The organism is Clostridiales bacterium, from assembly GCA_017569285.1.
In the GTDB taxonomy this organism is placed as follows: domain Bacteria; phylum Bacillota; class Clostridia; order Christensenellales; family Aristaeellaceae; genus Aristaeella.
Genome location: CP069419.1, coordinates 1,693,744 through 1,715,933 on the forward strand (window position 1 = coordinate 1,693,744; position 22,190 = coordinate 1,715,933).

Sequence of the window (22,190 nt, forward strand, 5' to 3'; positions counted from 1 at the left end):
GACAAAAGGCCTGTCCCTTTGTCACATGGTGGGTTATTTCACAACGATATTCACGATGCGGCCCTTGACGTAGATTTCCTTGACGATCGTCTTGCCGGCGATGGTCGCCTGGACGTTCTTCATCGCGTGGGCCTTCTCCAGCACGCTGGCCTGCTCCTCGTCCACGCCGATTTCCACCGTCGCGCGGACCTTGCCGTTCACCTGCACGGGGATCTGGATCGTATCCTCGCGGATCATATCCTCGCTGTATTCCGGCCAGGGTTCGTAGGCGATGGTATCCTCGTAGCCCAGCAGGCTCCACATCTCCTCGCCGATGTGCGGGCAGATGGGGCTGATCATCTTCACAAAGCCTTCGGCATACGCCTTCGGGCACTTGCCGGCCTTGTAGCAGGCGTTCACGAAGATCATCATCTGGCTGATCGCCGTGTTGAAGCCCAGGCTCTCAAAGTCGGAGGTGACCTTCTTCACGGTCTGGTGGTATACCCGGTCCAGCGTTCCGTCGTTCTCCGTGGTGATGTTGTCCTCGTTCATGAAGAACGTCCACACGCGGTTCAGGAACTTGCGGGCGCCTTCCACACCCTGGGGGCTCCAGGGCTTGCTCACTTCCAGCGGGCCCATGAACATCTCGTACAGGCGCAGGGTGTCCGCGCCGTACTGGTTCACGATGTCGCTGGGGTTCACCACGTACTTCGGGAAGCGCTTGCCCATCTTGATGCCGTTTTCACCGAGGATCATGCCCTGGTGCACCAGCTTCCTGAAAGGCTCCTTCACGGGGCTCAGGCCCTTGTCGTACAGGAAGCGGTTCCAGATCCGGCTGTACATCAGGTGGCCCACCGCGTGCTCCGGTCCGCCGATGTACAGGTCCACCGGCAGCCAGTGCTTCAGCAGCTCATAATCCGCAAACGTCTCTTCGTTGTGCGGGTCGATATAGCGCATGTAGTACCAGCTGGATCCGGCGGAGCCGGGCATCGTGCTGGTTTCCCGCACGCCCTTCACGCCGTTCCGGTCGTACTGCTTCCACTCCGTGGCGTTCTCGAGCGGGGCTTTCCCGTTCTTTCCTTTATAATCCTCCAGCTCCGGCAGGATCAGCGGCAGCTCATCGTCCGGCAGGGGGTAAATCTTTCCGTCTTCGGTGTGCACCATGGGCACGGGTTCGCCCCAATACCGCTGGCGGGCGAAGATCCACTCGCGGAAGTGGTAGTTGACGGTGCGCTTGGCAACGCCCATCTTCTCCAGCTTCGCGGTGATCGCTTCCTTGGCTTCCTCCACGGTCAGGCCGGTGAACTCCTCGCTGTTGATGAGTTTGCAGCCCTTGCCGAGGTATTCATGCTTCTCGAAGGCGTGTTCGCTTACGTCCGCCCCGTCGATCACCTGGATCATCGGGATGTTGTGGGCCACGGCGTACTCGAAGTCGCGCTGGTCATGGCTCGGAACGGCCATCACCGCGCCGGTGCCGTAGCTGGCCAGCACGAAGTCGCCGATGAACAGCTCCGCTTCGCGGCCGTTGGCGGGGTTGATGCACTTCACGCCCTCCAGGCGGCAGCCGGTCTTGCCCTTGTTCAGCTCCGTCCGGTCCATATCGTTCTTTTTCCGGGTTTCTTCGATATATGCCTGTACCTCGGCCTTGTTCCGGATCCGGGGCATCAGGTCCTGCACGAGCTGGCCGTCCGGCGCGAGCACCATGAAGGTGATGCCGTAGATGGTCTCGATACAGGTGGTGAAGATGCTGAACTCGCCGCCGCCGACGATCTGGAACTTCACCTCAACGCCCTCGCTCTTGCCGATCCAGTGGCGCTGCATGTCCTTGGTGCTTTCCGGCCAGTCGATCTCCTCCAGGCCTTCCAGCAGCTTCTCGGCGAAGGCGGGCTGGTTGATTACCCACTGCTTCATGTTCTTGCGCACCACGGGATAGCCGCCGCGTTCGCTCTTGCCGTCAATGACCTCGTCGTTGCTCAGCACGGTGCCGAGCTCTTCGCACCAGTTCACGGGCATATCGATATACTGGGCGTATCCGTCCAGATACAGCTGCTTGAAAATCCACTGGGTCCAGCGGTAGAAATCCGGGTCGCTCGTCGCGATCATCTTGTCCCAGTCGTAGTCAAAGCCCAGCTCCCGCAGCTGCTTGCTGAAGGTGGCGATATTTTCCTTGGTGAAGCCTTCCGGATGGTTGCCGGTGGTGATGGCATACTGCTCCGCCGGCAGGCCGAAGGAGTCGTACCCCATGGGATGGAGCACGTTGTATCCCTGCATCCGCTTCATCCGGCTCACGATGTCCGTGGCGGTGTACCCTTCCGGGTGCCCCGCGTGCAGGCCGACGCCGCTCGGATAGGGGAACATGTCCAGCGCGTAGAACTTGGGCTTGGAGAAGTCATGCACGTCTGTCCGGAAGGTCTTGTGGTCCTCCCAGTACTTCTGCCATTTCGGTTCGATGGTTTTCGGGTCGTATACGCGTTCCATTTGCCTCACCTGACTCGCTTTATTTCCGCTCCGGGATGGATATACAACAGGCGCGCGTCGGGACGCGCGCCCGCATGAATATGCATATTATAATGAAAAAAACGAAGTTTGCAAATAGTTAATGGTTTATCAGAAGGAATAATCTGCCTTTTTCCGGTTCAGCAGGCTGCTGTAGCACGGATCGTGGGGGTTGTTTCCCCACTTGGTGTGGAAGCGGAGCAGGTCTTCCCGGTCCCGGGAGCGCCCGCTCAGCAGCATCGGGCACTTCTCGCGGATGGCGGTCGCGTGGGGAGTGACCACAAACCGCCGCCCGGCGCGGCGCTGCCGCAGGCCCAGGTGCGCCCCCACCAGCCCGGTCCGGTATACCGGGTCCAGGTCCACCCAGGCGTCCCGGCGCACCATCATGCACACGGGGCTTACCGCGGCCACGTTGTGGGCTTTGTTCATCACATCGTACATCCCGCCAGCGCCGGCCTTCAGCCCTTCGTGGATACACGCGGCGCCGCCGTTCACGCCCACCGCGAAGCCGCCGTGGGTAATCCGCCCGTGCCTGTCCGTCAGCACCGGCGCGCATCCGGCGATATTGTCCATCTGCGCGTACATCATCAGCTCGCGGATGAAATGCCGGCTGAAGCCGTATACGCTGGAATCGATCACCAGCAGGAAGTCGGCCTGGCTTCCGGCCGCTGCCTCGTTCAGCGAGGAGATGCGGTTCGTTTCATCCGTCACAACCAGCGCGGCGGAGAGGCTCCGCCAGGAGCTGTCGTCCTCCAGCGCTGCCAGGCACTGCCGGCAGGCATCCTCGCTGGGCCCGAAGATCAGGGCTTCCACCGTCGCTTCCGGGTTCACGTCGTACCACAGGCGGATCGCCTTGTTCACCGGCAGGGCGGAAACCGTCCGTCCCATCCGGGCTTCATGCTCCTCTACCGCGCGGCATCCGGCCTGCAGGCAGGTGTCCAGGTCCACGTGGCTTCGGGAGGACTGCACCTCCCGCCAGGTGTACAGCACCTTCGGGATATGGCAGAACTTGTCGGTCTTTTCGCTCAGGCGCAGGAACAGGTCGTGGTCCTGGCTGCCGTCAAATCCGCTCCGCAGTCCGCCCACCTCGTCATACAGCGCTTTGCGGATCACTGCCAGGTGGCAGATATAGTTGTCGCCGGTCAGCGTTTCCGGATTCCAGTCCGGCTTGTAATGCGGGTCCATATGGTGCCGGTTGTTTTCCATCACCCGGTCCTCGTCGGTGTAGACCACGTCCGGGTGTTCCTTCGCAATCGCTTCCGCCGCGCGCCAGATGGCGTCCGGCGCCATCACATCGTCGTGGTCGCACAGGGCGATGTATCCGCCGCGGGCTTCCCGCACGGCGGCGTTGGTGTTGCCGCTGATGCCCAGGTTTTCCGTTCCCCGGATCACCCGGAAGCGGGGATCCTGGACCTTGTCGAGTACCCGGCGCGTTTCCTCGCGGGTGCCGGCGTTATACAGCACCACGTCGATATCCGCGTAGGTCTGCACGGTCAGGCTTCCGATCAGTTCCTCCAGCATGTCCGGGTCGGTGTTGTATACCGGCACGACGATGCTGATGGTGCCGGCCTCCGGCTGGTGCGCCCGCTGTTCCGCAAGCTCTGCGTCCGTGGCGGCTTCCTTTTCCCGCCGCCGGTCGTAGGTGCCCAGGTACCGCTGGCGGAAAACCTGCCAGAGGCGGTGCAGGGTATAGCCTGCACCGTGGCCTTTCAGATACTCCCGGATCCGCGCGAACGCGCCCATGCCATTACCTCCCTGATCCATTGAAAAATCCCGGTCAGCCGCATTGACAAACCAGGCGGCGGGTTGTATACTTCGGTTGGGTTGTCTTATCTGGTCAAAATTCGGTGAGTTTTGTCGGAGGGATTCACATGAAATCATACCTGCTTTCCAATATACCGGAAAACATGGAGGCCCTTGCGGTGGAGGGTTACCACAAGCCCGGCAGCTTAACGCTGGCCAGCGGCGCGTGGATTCACGCGGCCGGTTCCTTCTCCCTCGGGAAGGGCACCTACACCGTCAACGACCATGAGCAGTGGGTCTGGCTCGTGGTGGAAAAGGGCAGCATCCTGCTCCGGTGGGACCAGCATGACCTGGCGCTGGACGCCGGGTCCACCTGCTTCCTCCCGGGCGGGCCGAAGCCCTGCACCATTACGACGGAAGAACAGGTGCGCTGCCTGTGGATCGCGCTGGAAGGCCCGCTCAGCCCCATGGTGGTCCGGAAGATGGGCGCGCTGCTTCATATGCCCCTCAAGCAGGGAGCCCTGCCCAGCCAGATCTACCTGGCCGAGCAGATCGTGCAGGTCATCGTCCGCCATTCCGGCACCGCCGATGCCACCTACCAGCTGCAGCACCTGATGTACGGCATGATCGCGTCCCACTGGGGCCAGCCCGTCGCGATGGACGCGATGCTCTCCCACGAAATCGCCAAGGTGGTGGACACCCTCCGGTCCAACCAGTACAAGGATAATTTCTCGCTGGCCGACATGGCCGCGATTTCCCGCATGCCGATGGAAACCTTCCGCAAGCGCTTTGTGGCGGAGGTCGGTATGCCCCCGCTGTCCTACGTGCTCCACTGCAAGATGGAGCGGGCGAAGGAGCTTCTGCGGGACCAGAACTGCTCCGTGCGCCAGGCCGGCGTTGAGGTCGGGATGCAGGATCCCTACCATTTCTCCAAGCAGTTCAAGCATATCGTGGGCATCAGCCCGAGCGCCTTCATGAAGCAGGCGTCCGTGCCCGCCGCGACCATCCGCGGCGTTGCGCCCAGGAAGTCCAAAACGAAGAACGGATAAACCATGAAAGATTCCTTACGGTTCCGGCACGGCCGGAGCCGTTTTTTTCTGCCGCCATGCCCGGATCCGGTCCATCAGTTTTCCGCCCGGCTTCTCGATGAGGTACGTCACCAGGATGGCCAGCACCAGCGAAACGCCGAAGCAGGCCAGGGTGTACTGCGTCTGCCAGGGCTGCTCCCCGACCTGGTTCGGGTAATCCGAAAGCGCCTCGGGAATGTTCAGCCGCTTCAGGTGGACGGCCACAGTCTGGTGGATCAGGTAGTAGTTCATGGAGACCACGCCCAGGAACCGGGTTACCGGGTTGCCCAGTAGTTTCCGCAGCGGAAGCAGCGCGAACGGGGCGGAAATCGTCATGCCCCCGAAGCACAGCGCGAATACCGGCCGGTAGATCATCTGGTACCGCTGCAGGTCGCTTCCCGTCATGGACTGCACCTCCAGCATCCGGATGAGTCCCCACAGGCTGGCAATAAACAGCACCGTCGCGGCCGCCTGCCGGATATACTTCGGTTTTCCCTCCTGCTTTTCGCACAGGTCCCGCAGCGCGGGATACACCGTCGCCAGCAGGATGCCCAGCGCGTACACGTCCAGGAAGTTGATCAGCTGGTTGACCACCATCCGGAAATCGGTCAGCCCCCACAGGCACCAGGCCCGGAACGCGAAGGCGGTCAGCGCCAGCGCGCCCATGGTCACCACCGGCCGCTTCTGCGCGCACCGCGCGATGAACGGGAACAGCACGTAGCCCTGCACCAGGATCGCCAGTGTCCAGGCCCCGCCGCCAAGGTTCGTCATCAGGTAGGTATCGCTGAACTGTGTGAAGGTGAACGTTAGGTGGGTTACCAGGTCCTTCACCAGGAACGGCCCGTTCTGGCTGTACAGGTTCCAGGGCAGCGCCACTGCGAACAGGTGCAGCAGCACGATGAACCAGTATCCGGGAATCACCCGCCGCGCCCGGCGCCAGTAAAACTCCCGGGTATCCGGGTTGGGCGTTCCGTTTCGTTTTGCCTCTGCCCAGGGCAGGTACAGCAGGAAAACGCTCAGCAGCACGGTGCCGTCCACCCAGACATACCCGGACCGGACCAGCCAGTCCAGGGACCACTGGATGTTCAGGAAATCCACCGTGATCCACGGCTGCAGCCAGCTCTGCTGCCAGATATGGTACCAGCTGACCACGAAGATCATCAGTACCCGCAGCCCGTCCAGCTCCGGGATCCGAACCCTGCGGCCGGCCATTTACTCACCGTCCTTCACGGCGTACTCGTCATCCTGTGCGGGTTCCGATGTACCCGTTCCCGCGTTCCCGGCGTTTCCGGGTTCTGCGGGCGTCTCCGCCGCCGGGATTTCCGTCACAGCCGGCAGCGCGTCCGTTTCTCCCTGTGCGGCTTCCGTCTGGGTTGCGGCTTCGGCAGTCTCGGCCGCGGCCCTGGCTGCATCTTCGGCCTTCTGGATCTCCGCGTTCACCTGGTTCAGGATTCGCTGGGCGTTCTTGTATTTCCCCGCGGCTTCCAGCAGCTCGCGCGCGGTCTCCAGGTCCCCGTTGTCCCGGGCGGTCTTCCCGGCTTCGTAGGCGGCCTGCGCCCGCAGGTTGTCCGCGTCGAGATAGCCTTCCGGAACCTGCTTCAGCAGTCCGTAGGCCAGGGTGTATTCCATGTCCGCCATCGCGATGTTGGCCAGGGTATACAGGCAGGCGTGGCTCTTGTCGTCCGCGTCCTCATATCCCGGGATGGAGGCGTACAGCGCCTGCGCGTCCTCCAGCTTTCCCTTCTTCAGGGCGTCTTCCGCCTGCAGGTAAACCATCTCGCGGTTCTTGTCCGGCGCGTCCTCGTAGTTCCCGGCCAGCAGGAACTCCGTGGCGGCCCCGGAAAAGTTGCCGACCGCCTCCATGTCCGCGGCGATCTGGTAATGGCATTTCAGCGTCAGCTGCCGGCTGTCCTTATAATCCGGAATCCGGCTCAGCTCGCGGATCGCGTCCTCGTAGCCCCCGTCCTCCAGCAGCGCGGCGGCCGGGCGGTAGATGCACTCCATGGCCAGTTCCGTCGCGCCGGGATAGCTGCCCAGCGACAGGAAGGATTCCCGCGCCTTTTCGTATTCCCCGGCTTCCATCTGCTCATTGGCAGTATCAAACAGGCAGTCCTGCTCCAGGGAGATCCGCTCCGCGTTCTCCGGGTCCACCGCTTCCACTGCGGCCAGCGCGCCGGCCCGGTCGCCCCTGGCGTACAGCAGGTTCGCCCGCTTCAGGTCGGCCTTGTCCGCCAGGGCGGAGGAGCCTTCCCGTCCGGCGTTTTTCCGCAGCAGCCGGGCGGCGGCAGCCAGCTCGTCAATCTCTTCGGATGCTTCCGCCGATGCGGCGGCCAGCTGCCACTCGCATTCGGCGATCTTTTCTTCGGCTCCCGGGAAGAACGCCACCTGCCGCAGCGTCTCCAGGGCAGGGGCGTAATTGCCGTTTTCCATTTCCCGGCCCGCCATCCGTACGCGCAGCGCTGGAATCGCGCCCTGGATCAGCCCGCCCAGCAGCACCAGGAACAGCATCAGGAAACAGGTCAGCCGGACCCGGCGCCCGCGCCGGGCACGCTCCAGGTTGTATTCCTCTTCCCGGATGCGCTGCAGCCGCGCCGTATCTTCCCGTGCGGAACGGGAGGAAAGGTCCAGCTGCTTTTCCCGCAGGAACACCTGCTTTTCCACCGCCTCGCGGGAGAAACGGCTGAATACCGTTTCCTTGTCCTGCCGGCAGCGGGCGCAAACGGTCTCCCGGTCCGGGTTCGGCCGTCCGCATACGCAGACCCACAGGCCGTCCTCCTGTTCCGGGTATCCCGCGGCGAAGTCGCCGGCGACGTATCTCAGCCGTGTCAGCGCCGGGGAGGAAGGCAGCGTGTTCGGGGTATATTCCTTCAGGGTCCCGTCCTTCCGCTGCCAGGTATCGTTGTCCGCAAACCAGATCTTTTCAACGGTCACTTCCGCGTTGTGCGCGCCGGCGGAGAAGCCCATGGGCACGTTCATCACAAACGTGGAATGGGGCCGCCCGTTCAGGGCGCGGCCCCGGAATACCATTTTCTCCTTTTCCAGCCCGCTGGCGCTCAGCAGCCGCGCGGTGACCTCCGCGGAAACAATCACCCGGTCGCTGAGGTTGAACATCGTCACGCTCAGCGCCTGGGTGCCCGCGGTCGGCACCGCCGTCCGGAAGATCTCAACCGGACATGTCAGATCGATCTGCATGGATTCTCCTTCAGGATTTCAGAAATAGCTTACTGGATGAAGATGGTGATTTCGTCCAGCAGGTTCATCGTGTACCGAAGCAGCAGGACCGCCTGCTTTCCGTCTCCGGCGTCCGTGGTGTAGCGCAGGGTGCTTTCCCCGTCCACGCTGTACTGGGCGATGCCGAAGGCCGCGGCGTTTTCGTTGCCGTACAGGATCTCTTCGGTCCCGTCGCTGTCATTGCCTTCAAAGCGGAAGCGCTGGAGGTCTTCGTGCAGCCTGTCGCCGATGCGCACGCCGCGCGGGCCTTCCAGGCCTTCGCCCTTGATTGTGAAGGACACGATCTTCGCGTTCACGCCCGCTTCGTCTTCGCAGCGGAACACGGCGTCGTAGTCCGCCTCGTCCAGCATCAGGATATAGGAGCCGTCTTCGTCCTCCATCATATCCTCTTCCGGGCTGCCCGGCAGGTCTTCGGGGGTCATTTCCAGGAAACGCAGTCCGGAGAAGCTCAGGTCCTCCGTGCCGAACGCGGTTAGCTCGGTGCCGTCCCGGCTGGTCTTTACGGCGCTGTATTCATCCTTCCCTTCCAGGGCTTTCAGGCCGGCGATCACACCGTCCCGGTCCTCCCGGGTCAGCAGGGGAATATCCGCTTCGCTGTCGAAGCATTCCGCCCGCATTTCATACAGCAGGCTGTCGGCAAAGAAGCACTGCAGCGTCGCCAGGCGGAACCCGTCATCCTCCGGCACCAGTTCTCCGTAGGTGACGGCGGAAACCCGTTGGCCGTCCCGGTCCACCTGGCCGTAAACCGCGCCGCCGTCCGCCTGTTCGTTTAGGAACAGCACCGCGCCGGTGCGGTCGCCCGCCAGCTCCGGATTGTCGTTCGGGAACAGGGCGATCACTTCCGCGGGGGACATGGACAGGCTGATGCCCCGGGGGCCGGCCTGCTCCGCCGCTTCGCTCCCGCGGCCCTCTTCTTCTCCGCTGGCGTTCACAACAGCTGCCAGCAGTTTTGTATCGGCAGTCATCTCGGTCTGGTCGCCGTACAGCGCGGCAAACGCATACTGGAACAGGAAGCCGTCCTCCGTTTCGGAATCCTCGTCCGCCGGATCATTCAGCAGCTCTTCCGCCTGCGCCGCGGCCTTCAGGCCGTTCGCCCAGGCTTCCAGCTCTCCCGCGGTCAGCGGATCCGGGCCTTCACTTTCACCTTCAGCCGCAGCGATTCCGCACGCCGCCAGCATGCACAGCGCGATGATCATAGACAGGAATTTCTTCATCATATTGCATCACTCCCTTCGGCGATTATACCACAACCCCATCATCATGACAACTTGTGCCCTTGCGGCACAACATATGGGCGCCCGACTATGGTACCGTTCTATATCATCCGGTTGCAAAACACCCTTCCGGCCGTTACAATAGAAGGCATAGAAAACACCTGGATTATCACGGCCGACCCGGCCGTATACGGAGAAACTGCCATGAAAACACGCCGGTCCATCCTGCTCCGCCTTACAGCCATTCTCCTGCTGGCTGCCCTGCTTCCGCCGGCCCTGGCGGACCATACCCACTGGTGTGATATCTGCGATGAAAACACGGACTTTTACAGGGACGAGGAAACCGGCGATGATGTCTGCAGCGTCTGCGGCTGGCGGATCGAAGGCCGTGCCAAAGTGACCGCGTCGCCAACGCCCTCACCGACGCCGACACCTACACCTACACCTACGCCGACGCCGGCTCCGACGGAATCCCCGACGCCGTCCCCAAGCCCGACACCGACGCCCACGCCAACGCCCACACCGACATCCACGCCGACCCCGGCGGCAACAGATACTCCCACACCGACGCCCACGCCCACGCCGACTCCGGCACCGACGCAGCCCCCGGCTCCGGCTCCTGCGCAGGCAGGCCAGCCGGCGGTCACTCCGGAAGCCCCGGCAGGAGTTCCTTCTGACCATACAACGCCGCCGGGGGCCGAAAGCATCCCGGAAAATCCGCCGCCGACTCCGGTTCATTCAGCGGAAACCCCGGTTCCCGCATCGGACCCGGAAACTCCGACCCCTGTACCCGGGGAGAACACTCCGACACCCACCCCGGTGATTCAACCGGAAACGCAGGTGCCGGTATCCGACCGGGAAACACCGACTCCCGCCCCCAGCGCGGAAACGCCGGCTCCTATGCCGGACCAGACGACACCGACACCGGTTCCGAAGGCGGAAACGCCGGCTCCCATGCCGGACCAGACGACACCGACACCGGTTCCGAAGGCGGAAACGCCGGCTCCCATGCCGGACCAGGAGACGCCGACACCGATGCAGAAGGCGGAAACTCCAGCCCCCATGCCGGACCAGGAAACTCCGACCCCCATGCCGAAAGCGAAAACCCCGGTGCCGACCCCGACGATCCGGCCGGAAACTCCGGTTCTTATGCCGGATCAGGTGACGCCGACGCCGGCTCCAAAGGCATCAACTCCAACGCCGCCTCCGACACTCAGTCCGGAAACCCCAGCGCCCATGCCGGGCGGGAATACGCCGGCTCCACTGCCGGAAACTCCTGCGCCGCAGCCGGAGATACCGGATGAGACGCTTCCGCCGACCTTTGCGCCGGTAACGGCCACCCCGGATCCCACATCTACCCCGGAGCCAACCCCGGTACCGACTCCCACCGGAACCCCGGCGCCGACCTTGACACCCCGGGTGATGGAAACCCCGGAACCCCAAACCCCGGAACTGGGTTCCGGAACCCGCAACTGGATCAAATATCCGTTATATGACAAAAACCACGCGGACCGCCGGCTGAATGTCCCGGCTGACCCGGATTGCTGGGCGCCCATCGCCGGCACCCCATCCCTGCTCTCCCAGGAAGATCCGGTGAGCATATAAGGGCACAAAAAAACGGTTCTGAGAGGAAAACTCTCAGAACCGTTTTTAATTTATTAGTATACTGACCGAAGGTCCAGGGCGATCGGAAAGCCCTGGTCACATCCGCAGATGCGAAATCCTTTTATATTGAGTGGGGTGGAATATGCAATATATTATTTCGCGTATTCTGTGCTCCGGGTCTCCCGAATTACGTTCACGCGGATCTGTCCGGGATACTCCATCTGCTCCTCGATGCGCTTGGCGATTTCCTTGGCCATGACCTTGATGCCATCGTCGGTCACGTCCTCGGGCTTCACCATGATGCGCACCTCGCGGCCGCTCTGGATCGCGTAGGACTTTTCTACGCCGCTGAAGCTGTTGGCGATTTCTTCCAGCTTCTCCAGCCGCTTGATGTAGTTCTCCAGGCTCTCCCGGCGGGCACCGGGACGGGCGGCGGAAATCGCGTCCGCGGCCTGCACCAGCACCGCTTCCACGGTCTGGGGTTCCACGTCGTTGTGGTGGGCCATAATGCAGTGCACCACGTCGGCGTTTTCATGGTACTTCCGGGCCAGCTCGGCGCCCAGGGTCACGTGCGTACCTTCGCTCTCGTGGTCCACGGCTTTGCCGATGTCATGCAGCAGGCCGGCGCGCTTCGCCAGCGCGACGTCCGCGCCCAGCTCGGCAGCCATCAGGCCGGCCAGGTGGCTCACTTCGATGGAGTGCTTCAGCACGTTCTGGCCGTAGCTGGTGCGGAACCGCAGGCGGCCCAGCAGCTTGACCAGTTCATTGTGGATGCCGTGCTGGTTGGTCTCGAAGATCGCGTTCTCCCCGGCTTCGCGGATCTGGTTGTCCACTTCTTTCCGGGCCTTCTCGACCATCTCTTCGATGCGGGCGGGATGAATCCGTCCGTCCATAATCAGCTTTTCAACCGCAACCCGCGCAACCTCCCGGCGCACCGGGTCGAAGGCGGACACGATCACGGCTTCCGGCGTGTCGTCGATAATCAGGTCGACGCCCGTTGCCGTTTCCAGCGCCCGGATGTTCCGGCCTTCACGGCCGATGATCCGGCCCTTCATGTCGTCGTTCGGCAGGTTGATCACGCTGACTGTGCTCTCGGCCACGTGGTCTGCTGCGCACTTCTGGATCGCCAGGGCGATGATGTTCCGGGCTTTCTTTTCCCCGTCTTCCTTAGCCTGGCTCTCGATATCTCGCACCATGGCGGCCGCGTCGTGGTAAGCGTCCTTCTGGACCTTCTCAATGACGATCTGCTTTGCTTCATCGCGGGTCATTCCGGCCACGCGCTCCAGCTCAGCCAGCTGGCGGTTTTTCAGTTCCGTGATTTCCTCTTCCTGCTTTGCAAGGTCCGCGACCTTTTTGTTCAGGTTCTCCTCGCGGGTTTCCAGGTTATCCGCTTTCTTTTCCAGGGTTTCTTCCCGCTGAATCAGGCGGCGTTCGTTCTTCTGGATTTCGTTCCGGCGTTCCCGGATTTCGCGCTCGTTTTCGGCGCGCTCCCGGTCATTTTCAGCCTTGGCCTTCAGGATTTCTTCCTTGGCTTCCAGCACCTTTTCCTTCTTGTAGTCTTCCGCTTTCCGGACCGCGTCGTCATACAGGCGGCGGGCATATTCCTCTGTCCGGTCAATCTTCTTTTCGGTGTAACTCTTCCGGTACATATAACCGAGCAGTGCACCGAGGACACACGTTACAATGGCAATCCCGATTGCAAGAATGGGTGACATGGTTCCCTCCTTTTCTGTTCAAGAATCTCAAACTCATTTTCATTATTCTCCGGCACACAAAAACCCGTGCGAAAACAAACGCTTCGCACGGCTGTACGCTGCTTCGACCGAGGAGGTCCCGGTAAATCGGTATACGGTTCGCCCCATACGGAACGCCCCTAAACAGATCGCGGACAGTGCCCGCGTTGACAATTGGGAAACACTCTATCGATAACAGCGCGCGGTAACCGCGCAGCCGAACACAGTTAATGATATATAATTTGTATACATTTGTCAAGGTTGCGTATCCAATTCCACGGGCGGAAGAGTAACTGCTCACGGAAACGGCCGGTTTCAGTGCATGACTGAAACTGTGTTAAACAATAAAAACCGGGAAGAGCGGATGATGAATTGCACTAGGAAACACAATAAATCATGCATAAATTGCACATATCAATTGACATTAATATGCAAAATGTGCATAATGTATATTGAACGGAGGTGTAAACAGTGACAGAGCTGAAGAAACAACGGCTGAAAAGCAAAATGACTCAGCGCGAAGCAGCGGAAAAGATCGGAATCTCACTTCGTTCCTATATTTCCTATGAGAATGAGGCGGAAAAAGCCAATACTCCCAAATATCGTTTTCTGCTGGCAGAAATGCGGGAAATCAGCCGTATGGATGAAGAACACGGCATTTTATCGAAAAAAGAAATTACAGAGGCATGCAATGAAATCCTGAAGGATTATCCTGTGCAGTACTGCTATCTTTTTGGTTCCTACGCCAAAGGAAAAGCTTCCGAAACCAGCGATGTCGATCTGCTGGTTTCTTCCGGCATCACCGGCCTGCGCTTTTATGAACTTGCGGAGAAACTTCGGGAACGGCTGCATAAAAAGGTTGATCTTCTGGACCTGAAACAATTGACAGGTAACGAAGAACTCCTGAATGAAATACTGAAGGATGGGATCAGGATTTATCAATAATGCAAAAAGGAGATCTCAAAATGGATATTATTCTGAATATTCTGATATTCCTCATTACCGCGGCTTTGGTCTTTGCCCTCTTCCGCAAGGATGGGCAGTGGACGCCGGATAACGCCCGGGGTGCTTTCCGCTTCTTCACTGTGCAGAGCAATACGCTCTGTGCCGTCGTCTCCCTGATCACGGCCATCACCGCCCTGGCCGGCGGAGTACCGCAGTGGGCCTGGACACTCAAGTATATCGGCACCGCGGCGGTCACCGTCACGATGCTCACCGTCATTTTCTTCCTGGCGCCCAGCATCGGGAAGGACTGGTACGATGTGCTCCTGAAAGGCGCGAGCAACCTGTTCATGCACCTGCTCACCCCGCTCATGGCGCTCGTTTCCTTCTGCCTGCTGGAAAAGCGCGGCATGTCATTCCCCCAGTGCCTGTGGGGACTGCTCCCGGTGGTCCTGTACGGCCCGCTGTACCTGTACAAAATCGCCTTTGCCCCGGAAGAAAAGCGCTGGAAGGATTTCTACGGCTTCAACAAAAACGGAAACTGGAAGATCTCCTTTACCGCCATGGTTATTGGTACCTTCCTCATCTGCCTGGGCATCATGGCGCTGCAGAATCTGTAACAGCAGGACAACAGATAAATGGACTCCCCATACCAGGGGAGTCCGTTTACAATTGAGCGGATTATGGGAAAATAAACCGCAGGGAAAGGACCGGTTTTTATTTCCAGCACTGGGGGTCAGGCGCGTAGAAATTCCCGTTCTGTGTCCCCGAAGCGACGGCCGGGCAGCCGCGGCACCAGGGCATCAGCTCGCATGAGGCGCACTTTTCAAACCGGGTGTAATCCCTGTATTGATTCATGGGACCGGCCCACAGCTCGCTGAGATTGTCTGTCAGGGCGTTGCCGATACGGCTGCTCAGTACCCGGCGGCAGGCATATACATCTCCGTTGGGCAGGATGGTCAGATGGCTGATCCCGCAGTGGCACCCGCCGTAGATCACACCGGGTTCTGTCTCTTCCGGTATCTGGAACCTTCCCCGTTCATAATCGTAAAGGGTCCAGAGGTGGTCCTTTTTTCCGTATCGGGTCTGGCTGCCTTTTTCCAGCAGCTCGTGAATAACGGTTGCGCAGTCGGCCAGGAACTGCCGGTATTCCGAAGGTGTGATGCCCACGTCTTTGTCCGGGCCGGTAGGACAGTAACGGGAGAAAGCATAGGAGCTGACGCCGGCTGCATCCATGACTTTGATCACATCCGGAATCTCTGCCATATTGGTGCGGCTCACGGTTGTCATGATGGCGGAAGGGAGGCCGGTCCGGTTCAGAAGGGCAATTTTTTCCATTGTTTCCCGGTATGAACCCGGTTTGCGCATCCGGTCATGGGTCGCTTCCAGGCCGTCAATGGACATCTGGTATTGTCTGCATCCCAGTTTTTTCAGTTTTTTACATGCGCCGGCTGTCAGGTGAAAGGGATTACCCATGACGGTAAAGGATACGCCGGCCTGATGCAGCAGCTCCGCGAAAGACCAGAAATCGGGATGAAGGAGCGGATCCCCTCCGGTAATGCAGAAAGATGGCTGCATATTGAGCCGGTCACAGAATCCCAGGCATTTGTCCAGGATCCGGACGAAATCGGCGGCCGAAACGGTTTCAGGCTCTTTCTGCCGGTCTTCCCCGTAGATATAGCAATGGGTACACCGCTGATCACAGGCATCGGTAATATGCCACTGGAAAGTGAACCAGGGCCGGATGTCCGAGGCGGATTTTTCTTTTTTTCTCATGATGTTTTTCATATTGTCCCCTTTGCTTGATCAGAAGCTGCTGCTGCCGCCTGAACCGCAGGAGGAGCAGGAAGAACAGGACGAACAGGAAGAACCGGAAGAACAGGAGGAGCCGGAGGAAGAAGACGAACTTGGAATTGCCTTCCTTTCCGACCGGATGAGTTTCTTGTTGAGAAGTTTGGCAGTGGAGGAATGAGCCCAGTTCAGGGATAAGGTGGTATTTTCAGCCTTTGGCTGCAGGCTTCTGTTCTGGGTCAGGATGAATGAAATCAGCAGGGCGAGGCCCAGGGCGACCAGGACCGCGCAGACCATCCGCATAACAGAGAATGCATATACACCGTGGATCGCGTTATACACGTCAGTAAAAGAAGCAACTGCGCAGTCCCCGTATTTTTGCTTGGTGGCCAGGGAACTGTTCCGGTCGGTGATTGCGTTGGCTTCGGAAGAACTGACAAAATTCTGTATATCTCCCCGGGTCAGGAGGGAAATTTTCCGGCTGCCCATGTTGATGGCAAACGCGGCGCTGGGCACGTCCACGGAGCGGCTGATATGACGGTCCACATATTGCTGTACAGACAGCAGATGATCACTGACCCTTTCGTTCGATGTCCAGAAGATGACATGACAGTACTGGGACAGTTCCTGCATGACTTTCAGCACTTTTTCTTTGTCTTCGGAAGAAAGCAGCCCGGCGGAATCATCCAGGATAATCCGGTATTCGTTTTCGGCGGAACCCGGATACTCCTGTGCCGGCTTTGGCACAGGGGTCGGATCCGACCTGGATGAAGAATCGGTAGAAGGCTTTGAGAAATCAATTTCAGTATAGGAATATTGCGGAGCGCTGAACTCCAGCGGGGGAATATAGTAGGTGGGCAAAGAGCCTGCACCGGTGAGTTTTTCTTCAGACAGGGCGGAAGGCGCCGGTAACCATATAACTGCCAGCAGGAGAAGAAGCGCCGCAAAGGCTTTCAGCGTCCTGGTTTTCATAGGCATCCCTCCTTTTCATCAAAGAAGGGAACCGGACGGGTCACATATGCGTTGTGGAGCCTGAACGCGTTCAGCAGGACCAGCAGGGTAATCACAGAGCAGACCAGGCCAATGAGGTACAGGAATGTTTTGAATCTTCCAAACAGAATGGTCAGGAAGCAGATAACAATCTGCGCAATCAGGCAGTAACGGTCCGGAACGGACAGAGTCGTTCCCTTGAACAGAAAGACGAGCAGCATCACCGCAGAAAAAATACACAGGGCCGGGGGCAGCACGGAACTGTCCGAAATCAGGGAGTTCACAGCGCGGAGTGGGTTTCCGTTAAGGACCACATACAGCAGAAGAATAACGGCAACCACAATTCCTGTAATCCACAGGGGTTTCCACCGTACGAAAACCCGGTCTTTCTCCTGCCCGGCCTGTGACGTGGCAGGAAGGTACTGAACCAGGTTTTGCTTCTCCTCCGTCTTGACGTTCCGGAGCATGGTCCGGGTTGGATCGCTGTCATTTCCTTCCCGGTTTATCCTGGCCAGGAATGGGCCTGCTGCGTTCCAGCACAGCATCGCCAGCAGGCAGCTGAGGGCTGTGGTGATTCTCGGGCGCAGCAGGATATAGCGGTGAAGCCCCAGAATCAGTGCAGTGAGAATCACAGCCAGGATACAGAACAGCAGGATGAAACGCTTGGGACTGATGGGCAGTTCACAGCGTACCTTGGGATCTTCTTTCGTTCCCTTGACGGCGGTATATACCATTTTCTCTCCCTGCCGGGTGGCCAGCAGCCAGACCGGCATCAGCACCAGCTCTGCGTTTTCCCTGAAGTTGTCCGGCAGGGTGAAGGTGCCGGGGGAACCAAGGCTTTGCAGGGCATAATCCCGGACCAGGGCGGAAAAATCATCGCTTTTCATATCCGGAGCTTCCGCGTAGAAACCGGAAAGATATGCCGGATGAAAAGGAACGGATTTCCTGCTGCTGAACGCGAGCCACTGGGCGGTTTCGTCATCAAACTGCGTGCAGGCGTCATAGTAAACATCCCATACGCTGACATGGGTGGAATGCTCCACGGCATAGGTGTTGGTCGTGATATAGTTACTGTCGGTTTCCACCTCATTCTGCTCTCCGGTGCAGGTTCCGTCGCCTTTCCCGGAGAAACACCAGAACGGGATGTAAACCGGCCGGAAATGAGCGATGGTTTCCTCTTTCCGCATGTCTCCCGGAACCAGCGGGGAGTCTTTCAGACGTTCCCGGTAAAGCTGCTCGCATTTTTCCCGTGTCATGGTGAAGGGAACGATTCGGTCCGGACGGCGCATCCGGTTCATGCGTTCCTCCAGGACCACATCCGATCCGCAGAAGCTGCAGAAGGTAGTGACGCCGGAGGAAGTGGTGTAGAGTGAGGCACCGCAGGATGGGCAATGGTACTCCACAGTCTCCATGTCCGCGGGGCGGGCATTCTCTCTGGACGAGACAGGATCCGGCAGTTCGCCGACCGGAAGCAGCTGGCTGCACTGTTCGCAGCGCAGCTTTCCTTCGCGAATATCGAATTTCAATGCTCCGGCACATTTGGGGCACCTGAAATTGATACCGTTCTTTGATGTGAAAGGCGGTTTCAGTCCGTTGCTTTCTGCGGCCTGATTCTGAATCAAGGAAGTCCCTCCTTCCTTATGGATAACAGACAGTTACTGCGGTCTTTGCAAACCGCGTTCGAAGCAGCCGGGATATATGCTGACAAACAGATTCTTTTTTATGGGAGCATCGTATCACAAATCATGATAACTGTACAATTGTTTTTTGAAGATATGGGTATTTGTTGTTTTTTTATTCTTCCGGAATCAGCCGGATGATGTCCTTGAACGGCATCAGCTGCGCATCGCATTCCTCAGCCCGGTGGCTTTCCAGGATGGTTTCCGCGGCCCTTTGGATAGCCGGAACCGCCGCCCGCATCAGCTGGTTGGCGTAAATGATGATGTTCGCCCCGCGGGCTTTCCACTCTTCCTCTTTCACGCTGTTGAAGGAGGTCGGCACCAGCACCACCGGGGTGGTCAGGTCCTTTTCCCGGAATTTTTCGAGGAACTCAAAGATCTCCGCCGGATCCTTCTTCCGGCTGTGGATCATGATGGCATCTGCCCCGGCCTCGACAAACGCGAACGCGCGGGTGAGCGCATCCTCCATGCCCTGTTCCAGGATCAGGCTCTCAATCCGGGCGCAGATCATGAATTCGCCGGTCCGCTGCGCCTTCTTGCCTGCCCGGATTTTTGCGGAGAAGTTTTCAATGGTGTCCTGGGTCTGTACTACTTCGGTACCGAACAGACTGTTCTTCTTCAGTCCCGTCTTGTCCTCAATGATGACCATGCTCACACCCATTCGCTCCAGGGAGCGGACGGTATACACAAAGTGCTCAGTCAGTCCGCCGGTATCCCCGTCGAAGATGATGGGCTTTGTCGTCACTTCCATGATATCGTCAATCGTCCGGAATCGGCTGGTCATGTCCACCAGCTCAATGTCCGGTTTGCCCTTGGCGGTGGAATCGCACAGGGAAGACAGCCACATGGCGTCAAACTGGCGGGCGCCGCCGTTCTCATGCACCACGGTATTCTCCACCACCAGGCCGGTCAGCCCGTCATGGGCTTCCATCACGGTTACCAGGCCTTTGGCTTCCAGCATCCGCTTCAGCCGCCCGCGCCGGATATCCGGCATGGCCAGGTCTGCCCGCTGGCGTTTGTCGATTTCCTTGTACTTCGGGTCGCTGGCATACGGATACTCCACCAGCTTTCCGCCGTAGCCCGCGAGAATCTCCACAACCTCGTCCCGGATGGGCTTCTGGAAACCGGTCACCCAGTCATCCCCGTGCACCACGATGTCCGGTTTTTCCCGTTCCAGCACATCCCGGTAGGAAAGCGTATCCTGGATAATGACCCGGTCCACCCCGGCGATGTTCTCGAACATCACTTTCCGCTCAGAAGCGGGCACCAGCGGAAAGCGCTTGTAGGAAGCAACCGCTTCGTCCGAGAGGACCCCGATAGTCAGCTTTCCCAGTTTCTGCGCTTTCCGGATAATGGCGATATGCCCTCCGTGGATGATGTCCGCGGAGAAACACATATACACGGTCCGGGATTCAATTTCCTTCAGCTTGTCTGTTACCATTGCCAGGTCCTCCGGGTTGTCAATCTCGGCACACAGCAGGTTCTTTACGTCCAGCGCGGAAATATTCGCCGCGCCGTCCAGTTCATTCAGTGCGTTCTCGGCATACACTTTTCGGTTGCCGCTTTCGCAGAATTCAATAATCTTGCCCAGCCATACCTTCCAGTCATCCCGCAGCAGTTTGTACAGCGCCTGCGCTTCCAGGGCATCATCCCACACGTCCACGCCGACGCGGATGACCTTCCCGTCCCGCACCTGGGCCTTGAAATCCTTCTCCGGCAGCGGGAGGGTGGAAGATACGGTCATGCAGGAGGAAGCAGAAGCAAGCACCTGTTCCAGCACTTCATCCTCAAACACCAGGTCCCCGTGCATCAGTACAATATCGTCATCCAGGTATTCCCTTGCGCAGTAAATGGAATAAATATAGTTGGTCCGGTCATACTCCGGATTTTTCACAAAGGTAAACTGCAGCGGAAGCCCCAGCGACCGGCAGTAGGAAACCAGCACCTCGTCATAATACCCGGTGGTGATCACCACTTCCGCAATCCCGGCATCCGCAATCTGCCGCAGCTGCCGCGAAAGGATCGTCTCCCGGGCAGAAATCTCCGTCATGCACTTGGGGTGCTCAGAAGTCAGCATCCCCATGCGGGACCCGAGACCGGAATTCAGAATCAGCGCTTTCATGCCAGATCCCCTTTATCACATTCTTGCAGAAATGATTATATCACCGGGAAGAAAATACTTTCAATGCTTTTTGACAGACGGGACATGGATTGTCCCGTCTGCCAATGCAATAATTCTTTTTTTATCAGAAAACAACAGCAGGGCGTTTACTGCGGTTTCGCCGCGCCGCATTCGGAACAGAACTTTCCGGTGTTTCCGGAATGTCCGTTTTCACAGGTCCATGTCCCGTCGGGTTCCTCAGCAGGTTGTGCAGTCGCTTCCGGTTCAGGTTCTTCGGGTTCTTCTTCGGTGACGGTAACGGTATAGATATGGTTTACCCCCTGGAGATCCTGAACGAGAATCAGGGATCCGTCCTTGGAATAGGTCACATCGTAAAGGCTCCGGATTTCCGGGTTGTCTGCCAGGGCGTCCTTCCCCTCGGCATCAATCACATGAATCCGGCCGTCCATATCCTGGACCGTGGCAAACAGGGAAGCGGATGAATACGGGATGTTCACATCCTTGTACCGTTCGGGAAGTTCACCGGCAACCGCGCTGACGAGGATGGTTCCTTCGCGCGGATCGTTGACAATGATAAATGCGGACCGTTGCTTGCAGGCGCTTTCAATGAAATCAAAGCCGGTTTCTTTTTGGGTTTTCAGGTTCACAAAACCACTTTTCCCGTCTTTTACGGCGTAAACATAGCCCATCCTGTAGGCGGAATCCAGGTTGTATTCCAGATCGTCATACGCACATGGAACGAGCACATTGCCGGCGGAATCCAGCAGCCCGGTCTTTTTCTTGTTGTTTTTCACCTTGATCAGGTTGGTCTCCTGGTCGATGCTGTTGTAAAAGAGGTAATCGGACAGATCCGCCAGGACATTTCCCTGCAGGTCCACCAGCATGGTCTCATTGTTCACCCAGATCCGCTGCCGGACTTCTTCCGGCGTCAGGGTGCAGCCGGGAACAAACGCTTCCTGTCCGCTTCCGACGTGGGTGATCCGGTTGCTGCGGTAATCCTCCTCATATTCGGAAGAGTATTCCGGAACATATTCGGATTTTTCAAAAGCCTTGTTGTATGCGGTGCGTTTCTTTTCCCGGTCCTGGATAATGATGTAATCGCCGTATGCGGTGGCGTAATACCAGTCGGCCCTGGACAGGGTGGCCAGCTTGTTCTCATGGAAATACAGATCGGCAGTGTCAATCAGGTAGTATTTCTTGTCGGATGAGAACCACGATTCATAATCATAATTGTCCGCGGTGGCTTCCTTCAGGGTGATTCCCATGTACCAGTCATCATTGATGACCTGGATATCATCATACACGGGAGCAATGAGCTCTTGTCCCTTACCGTCCAGGAGGCCTTCCTTGTTGTCTTCTCCCCGCGTGACATACAGGCTGCCTGTTGCTGTAATATCCGGATATTCCTTGCTTAAGGGATTCATTTCCGGATCCACCACCTGGTAGTATCCTGAACTGGTCCTGACGGCAAATGTATCAGCATACTCATTCATCGAGATACCGGAGACCTCAACTGTTTTTCCGGTGACAGATATTTCTGCCGCTGCAGCGGAACAGCAAAGGCATAATGCAAGGAAAACCAATACAAACCGTTTCAC

Annotated in this window: 15 protein-coding genes; 4 read left to right on the top strand and 11 right to left on the bottom strand. The window is 58.7% G+C overall.

All coding sequences use genetic code 11. The features are described 5' to 3' along the window. Nucleotides 1-33: 33 nt before the first annotated feature. Nucleotides 34-2,457 (bottom strand): leucine--tRNA ligase, encoded by a 2,424-nt coding sequence (leuS, locus tag JNO48_07235; protein QTE67018.1) that lies wholly within the window; start codon nt 2,455-2,457, stop codon nt 34-36. Nucleotides 2,458-2,586: 129 nt separating this feature from the next. After that, nucleotides 2,587-4,218: a glycosyltransferase gene (locus JNO48_07240; GenBank protein QTE67019.1), complete on the bottom strand. Its 1,632-nt coding sequence runs from the start codon at nt 4,216-4,218 to the stop codon at nt 2,587-2,589. A 128-nt stretch (nt 4,219-4,346) separates the two neighbouring features. Between JNO48_07240 and JNO48_07245 the strand changes: the two genes are divergently transcribed. Beyond that, nucleotides 4,347-5,267, top strand: coding sequence for a helix-turn-helix transcriptional regulator (locus tag JNO48_07245; protein QTE67020.1), 921 nt, complete (start codon nt 4,347-4,349; stop codon nt 5,265-5,267). Between the two features lie 15 nt (nt 5,268-5,282). On the opposite strand, the gene JNO48_07250 is transcribed toward JNO48_07245, so the two are convergent. The 3 genes from JNO48_07250 to JNO48_07260 are packed head-to-tail and all read right to left on the bottom strand — an operon-like array spanning nt 5,283 to nt 9,733. Beyond that, nucleotides 5,283-6,497, bottom strand: coding sequence for an acyltransferase (locus tag JNO48_07250; GenBank protein QTE67021.1), 1,215 nt, complete (start codon nt 6,495-6,497; stop codon nt 5,283-5,285). Next, nucleotides 6,498-8,477, bottom strand: a complete 1,980-nt coding sequence (locus tag JNO48_07255; GenBank protein ID QTE67022.1) for a hypothetical protein — start codon at nt 8,475-8,477, stop codon at nt 6,498-6,500. Nucleotides 8,478-8,506: 29 nt separating this feature from the next. Continuing rightward, the gene (locus JNO48_07260) at nt 8,507-9,733 is read right to left on the bottom strand and encodes a hypothetical protein (protein ID QTE67023.1); all 1,227 of its coding nucleotides are present in this window, start codon (nt 9,731-9,733) and stop codon (nt 8,507-8,509) included. A gap of 201 nt (nt 9,734-9,934) precedes the next feature. On the opposite strand from JNO48_07260, the gene JNO48_07265 reads away from it, so the two are divergent. Then, nucleotides 9,935-11,335: a hypothetical protein gene (locus JNO48_07265; GenBank protein QTE67024.1), complete on the top strand. Its 1,401-nt coding sequence runs from the start codon at nt 9,935-9,937 to the stop codon at nt 11,333-11,335. A 152-nt stretch (nt 11,336-11,487) separates the two neighbouring features. Here the strand turns inward: JNO48_07265 and rny are convergent, their stop codons facing one another. Beyond that, the gene (rny, locus tag JNO48_07270; GenBank protein ID QTE67025.1) at nt 11,488-13,050 is read right to left on the bottom strand and encodes a ribonuclease Y; all 1,563 of its coding nucleotides are present in this window, start codon (nt 13,048-13,050) and stop codon (nt 11,488-11,490) included. Nucleotides 13,051-13,539: 489 nt separating this feature from the next. Between rny and JNO48_07275 the strand changes: the two genes are divergently transcribed. Continuing rightward, a complete protein-coding gene (locus tag JNO48_07275; protein QTE67026.1) occupies nt 13,540-14,013 on the top strand; it encodes a nucleotidyltransferase domain-containing protein in 474 nt (157 codons plus the stop codon). A gap of 20 nt (nt 14,014-14,033) precedes the next feature. Further along, the gene (locus JNO48_07280; protein ID QTE67027.1) at nt 14,034-14,630 is read left to right on the top strand and encodes a hypothetical protein; all 597 of its coding nucleotides are present in this window, start codon (nt 14,034-14,036) and stop codon (nt 14,628-14,630) included. Between the two features lie 97 nt (nt 14,631-14,727). Here JNO48_07280 and acgM read toward each other — a convergent pair whose 3' ends face one another. The 5 genes from acgM to JNO48_07305 all read right to left on the bottom strand — a co-directional run bounded on the left by acgM (nt 14,728) and on the right by JNO48_07305 (nt 22,190). Continuing rightward, complete coding sequence (gene acgM / locus JNO48_07285; protein ID QTE69706.1) at nt 14,728-15,756, bottom strand: radical SAM/SPASM domain protein, ACGX system; 1,029 nt, start codon at nt 15,754-15,756, stop codon at nt 14,728-14,730. A gap of 60 nt (nt 15,757-15,816) precedes the next feature. Beyond that, entirely contained in the window at nt 15,817-16,773 is a 957-nt protein-coding gene (locus JNO48_07290) for a hypothetical protein (protein ID QTE67028.1), read from the bottom strand. Beyond that, entirely contained in the window at nt 16,770-18,413 is a 1,644-nt protein-coding gene (locus JNO48_07295) for a hypothetical protein (GenBank protein QTE67029.1), read from the bottom strand. Before JNO48_07295 ends, JNO48_07290 begins: the two co-directional genes overlap by 4 nt. 172 nt (nt 18,414-18,585) lie before the next feature. Further along, a complete protein-coding gene (gene aepX, locus JNO48_07300; GenBank protein QTE67030.1) occupies nt 18,586-20,592 on the bottom strand; it encodes a phosphoenolpyruvate mutase in 2,007 nt (668 codons plus the stop codon). 146 nt (nt 20,593-20,738) lie between these two features. Further along, nucleotides 20,739-22,190, bottom strand: a complete 1,452-nt coding sequence (locus JNO48_07305) for a WG repeat-containing protein (GenBank protein QTE67031.1) — start codon at nt 22,188-22,190, stop codon at nt 20,739-20,741.

Excerpts from the sequence above, each read along its gene's own strand:
- JNO48_07260 (QTE67023.1), bottom strand. The coding sequence starts at position 9,733 with ATGATGAAGAAATTCCTGTCTATGATCATCGCGCTGTGCATGCTGGCG.
- rny (QTE67025.1), bottom strand. The coding sequence starts at position 13,050 with ATGTCACCCATTCTTGCAATCGGGATTGCCATTGTAACGTGTGTCCTC.
- JNO48_07280 (QTE67027.1), top strand. The coding sequence starts at position 14,034 with ATGGATATTATTCTGAATATTCTGATATTCCTCATTACCGCGGCTTTG.
- aepX (QTE67030.1), bottom strand. The coding sequence starts at position 20,592 with ATGAAAGCGCTGATTCTGAATTCCGGTCTCGGGTCCCGCATGGGGATG.
- leuS (QTE67018.1), bottom strand. The coding sequence starts at position 2,457 with ATGGAACGCGTATACGACCCGAAAACCATCGAACCGAAATGGCAGAAG.
- JNO48_07265 (QTE67024.1), top strand. The coding sequence starts at position 9,935 with ATGAAAACACGCCGGTCCATCCTGCTCCGCCTTACAGCCATTCTCCTG.
- JNO48_07240 (QTE67019.1), bottom strand. The coding sequence starts at position 4,218 with ATGGGCGCGTTCGCGCGGATCCGGGAGTATCTGAAAGGCCACGGTGCA.
- JNO48_07290 (QTE67028.1), bottom strand. The coding sequence starts at position 16,773 with ATGAAAACCAGGACGCTGAAAGCCTTTGCGGCGCTTCTTCTCCTGCTG.
- JNO48_07255 (QTE67022.1), bottom strand. The coding sequence starts at position 8,477 with ATGCAGATCGATCTGACATGTCCGGTTGAGATCTTCCGGACGGCGGTG.
- JNO48_07250 (QTE67021.1), bottom strand. The coding sequence starts at position 6,497 with ATGGCCGGCCGCAGGGTTCGGATCCCGGAGCTGGACGGGCTGCGGGTA.
- JNO48_07245 (QTE67020.1), top strand. The coding sequence starts at position 4,347 with ATGAAATCATACCTGCTTTCCAATATACCGGAAAACATGGAGGCCCTT.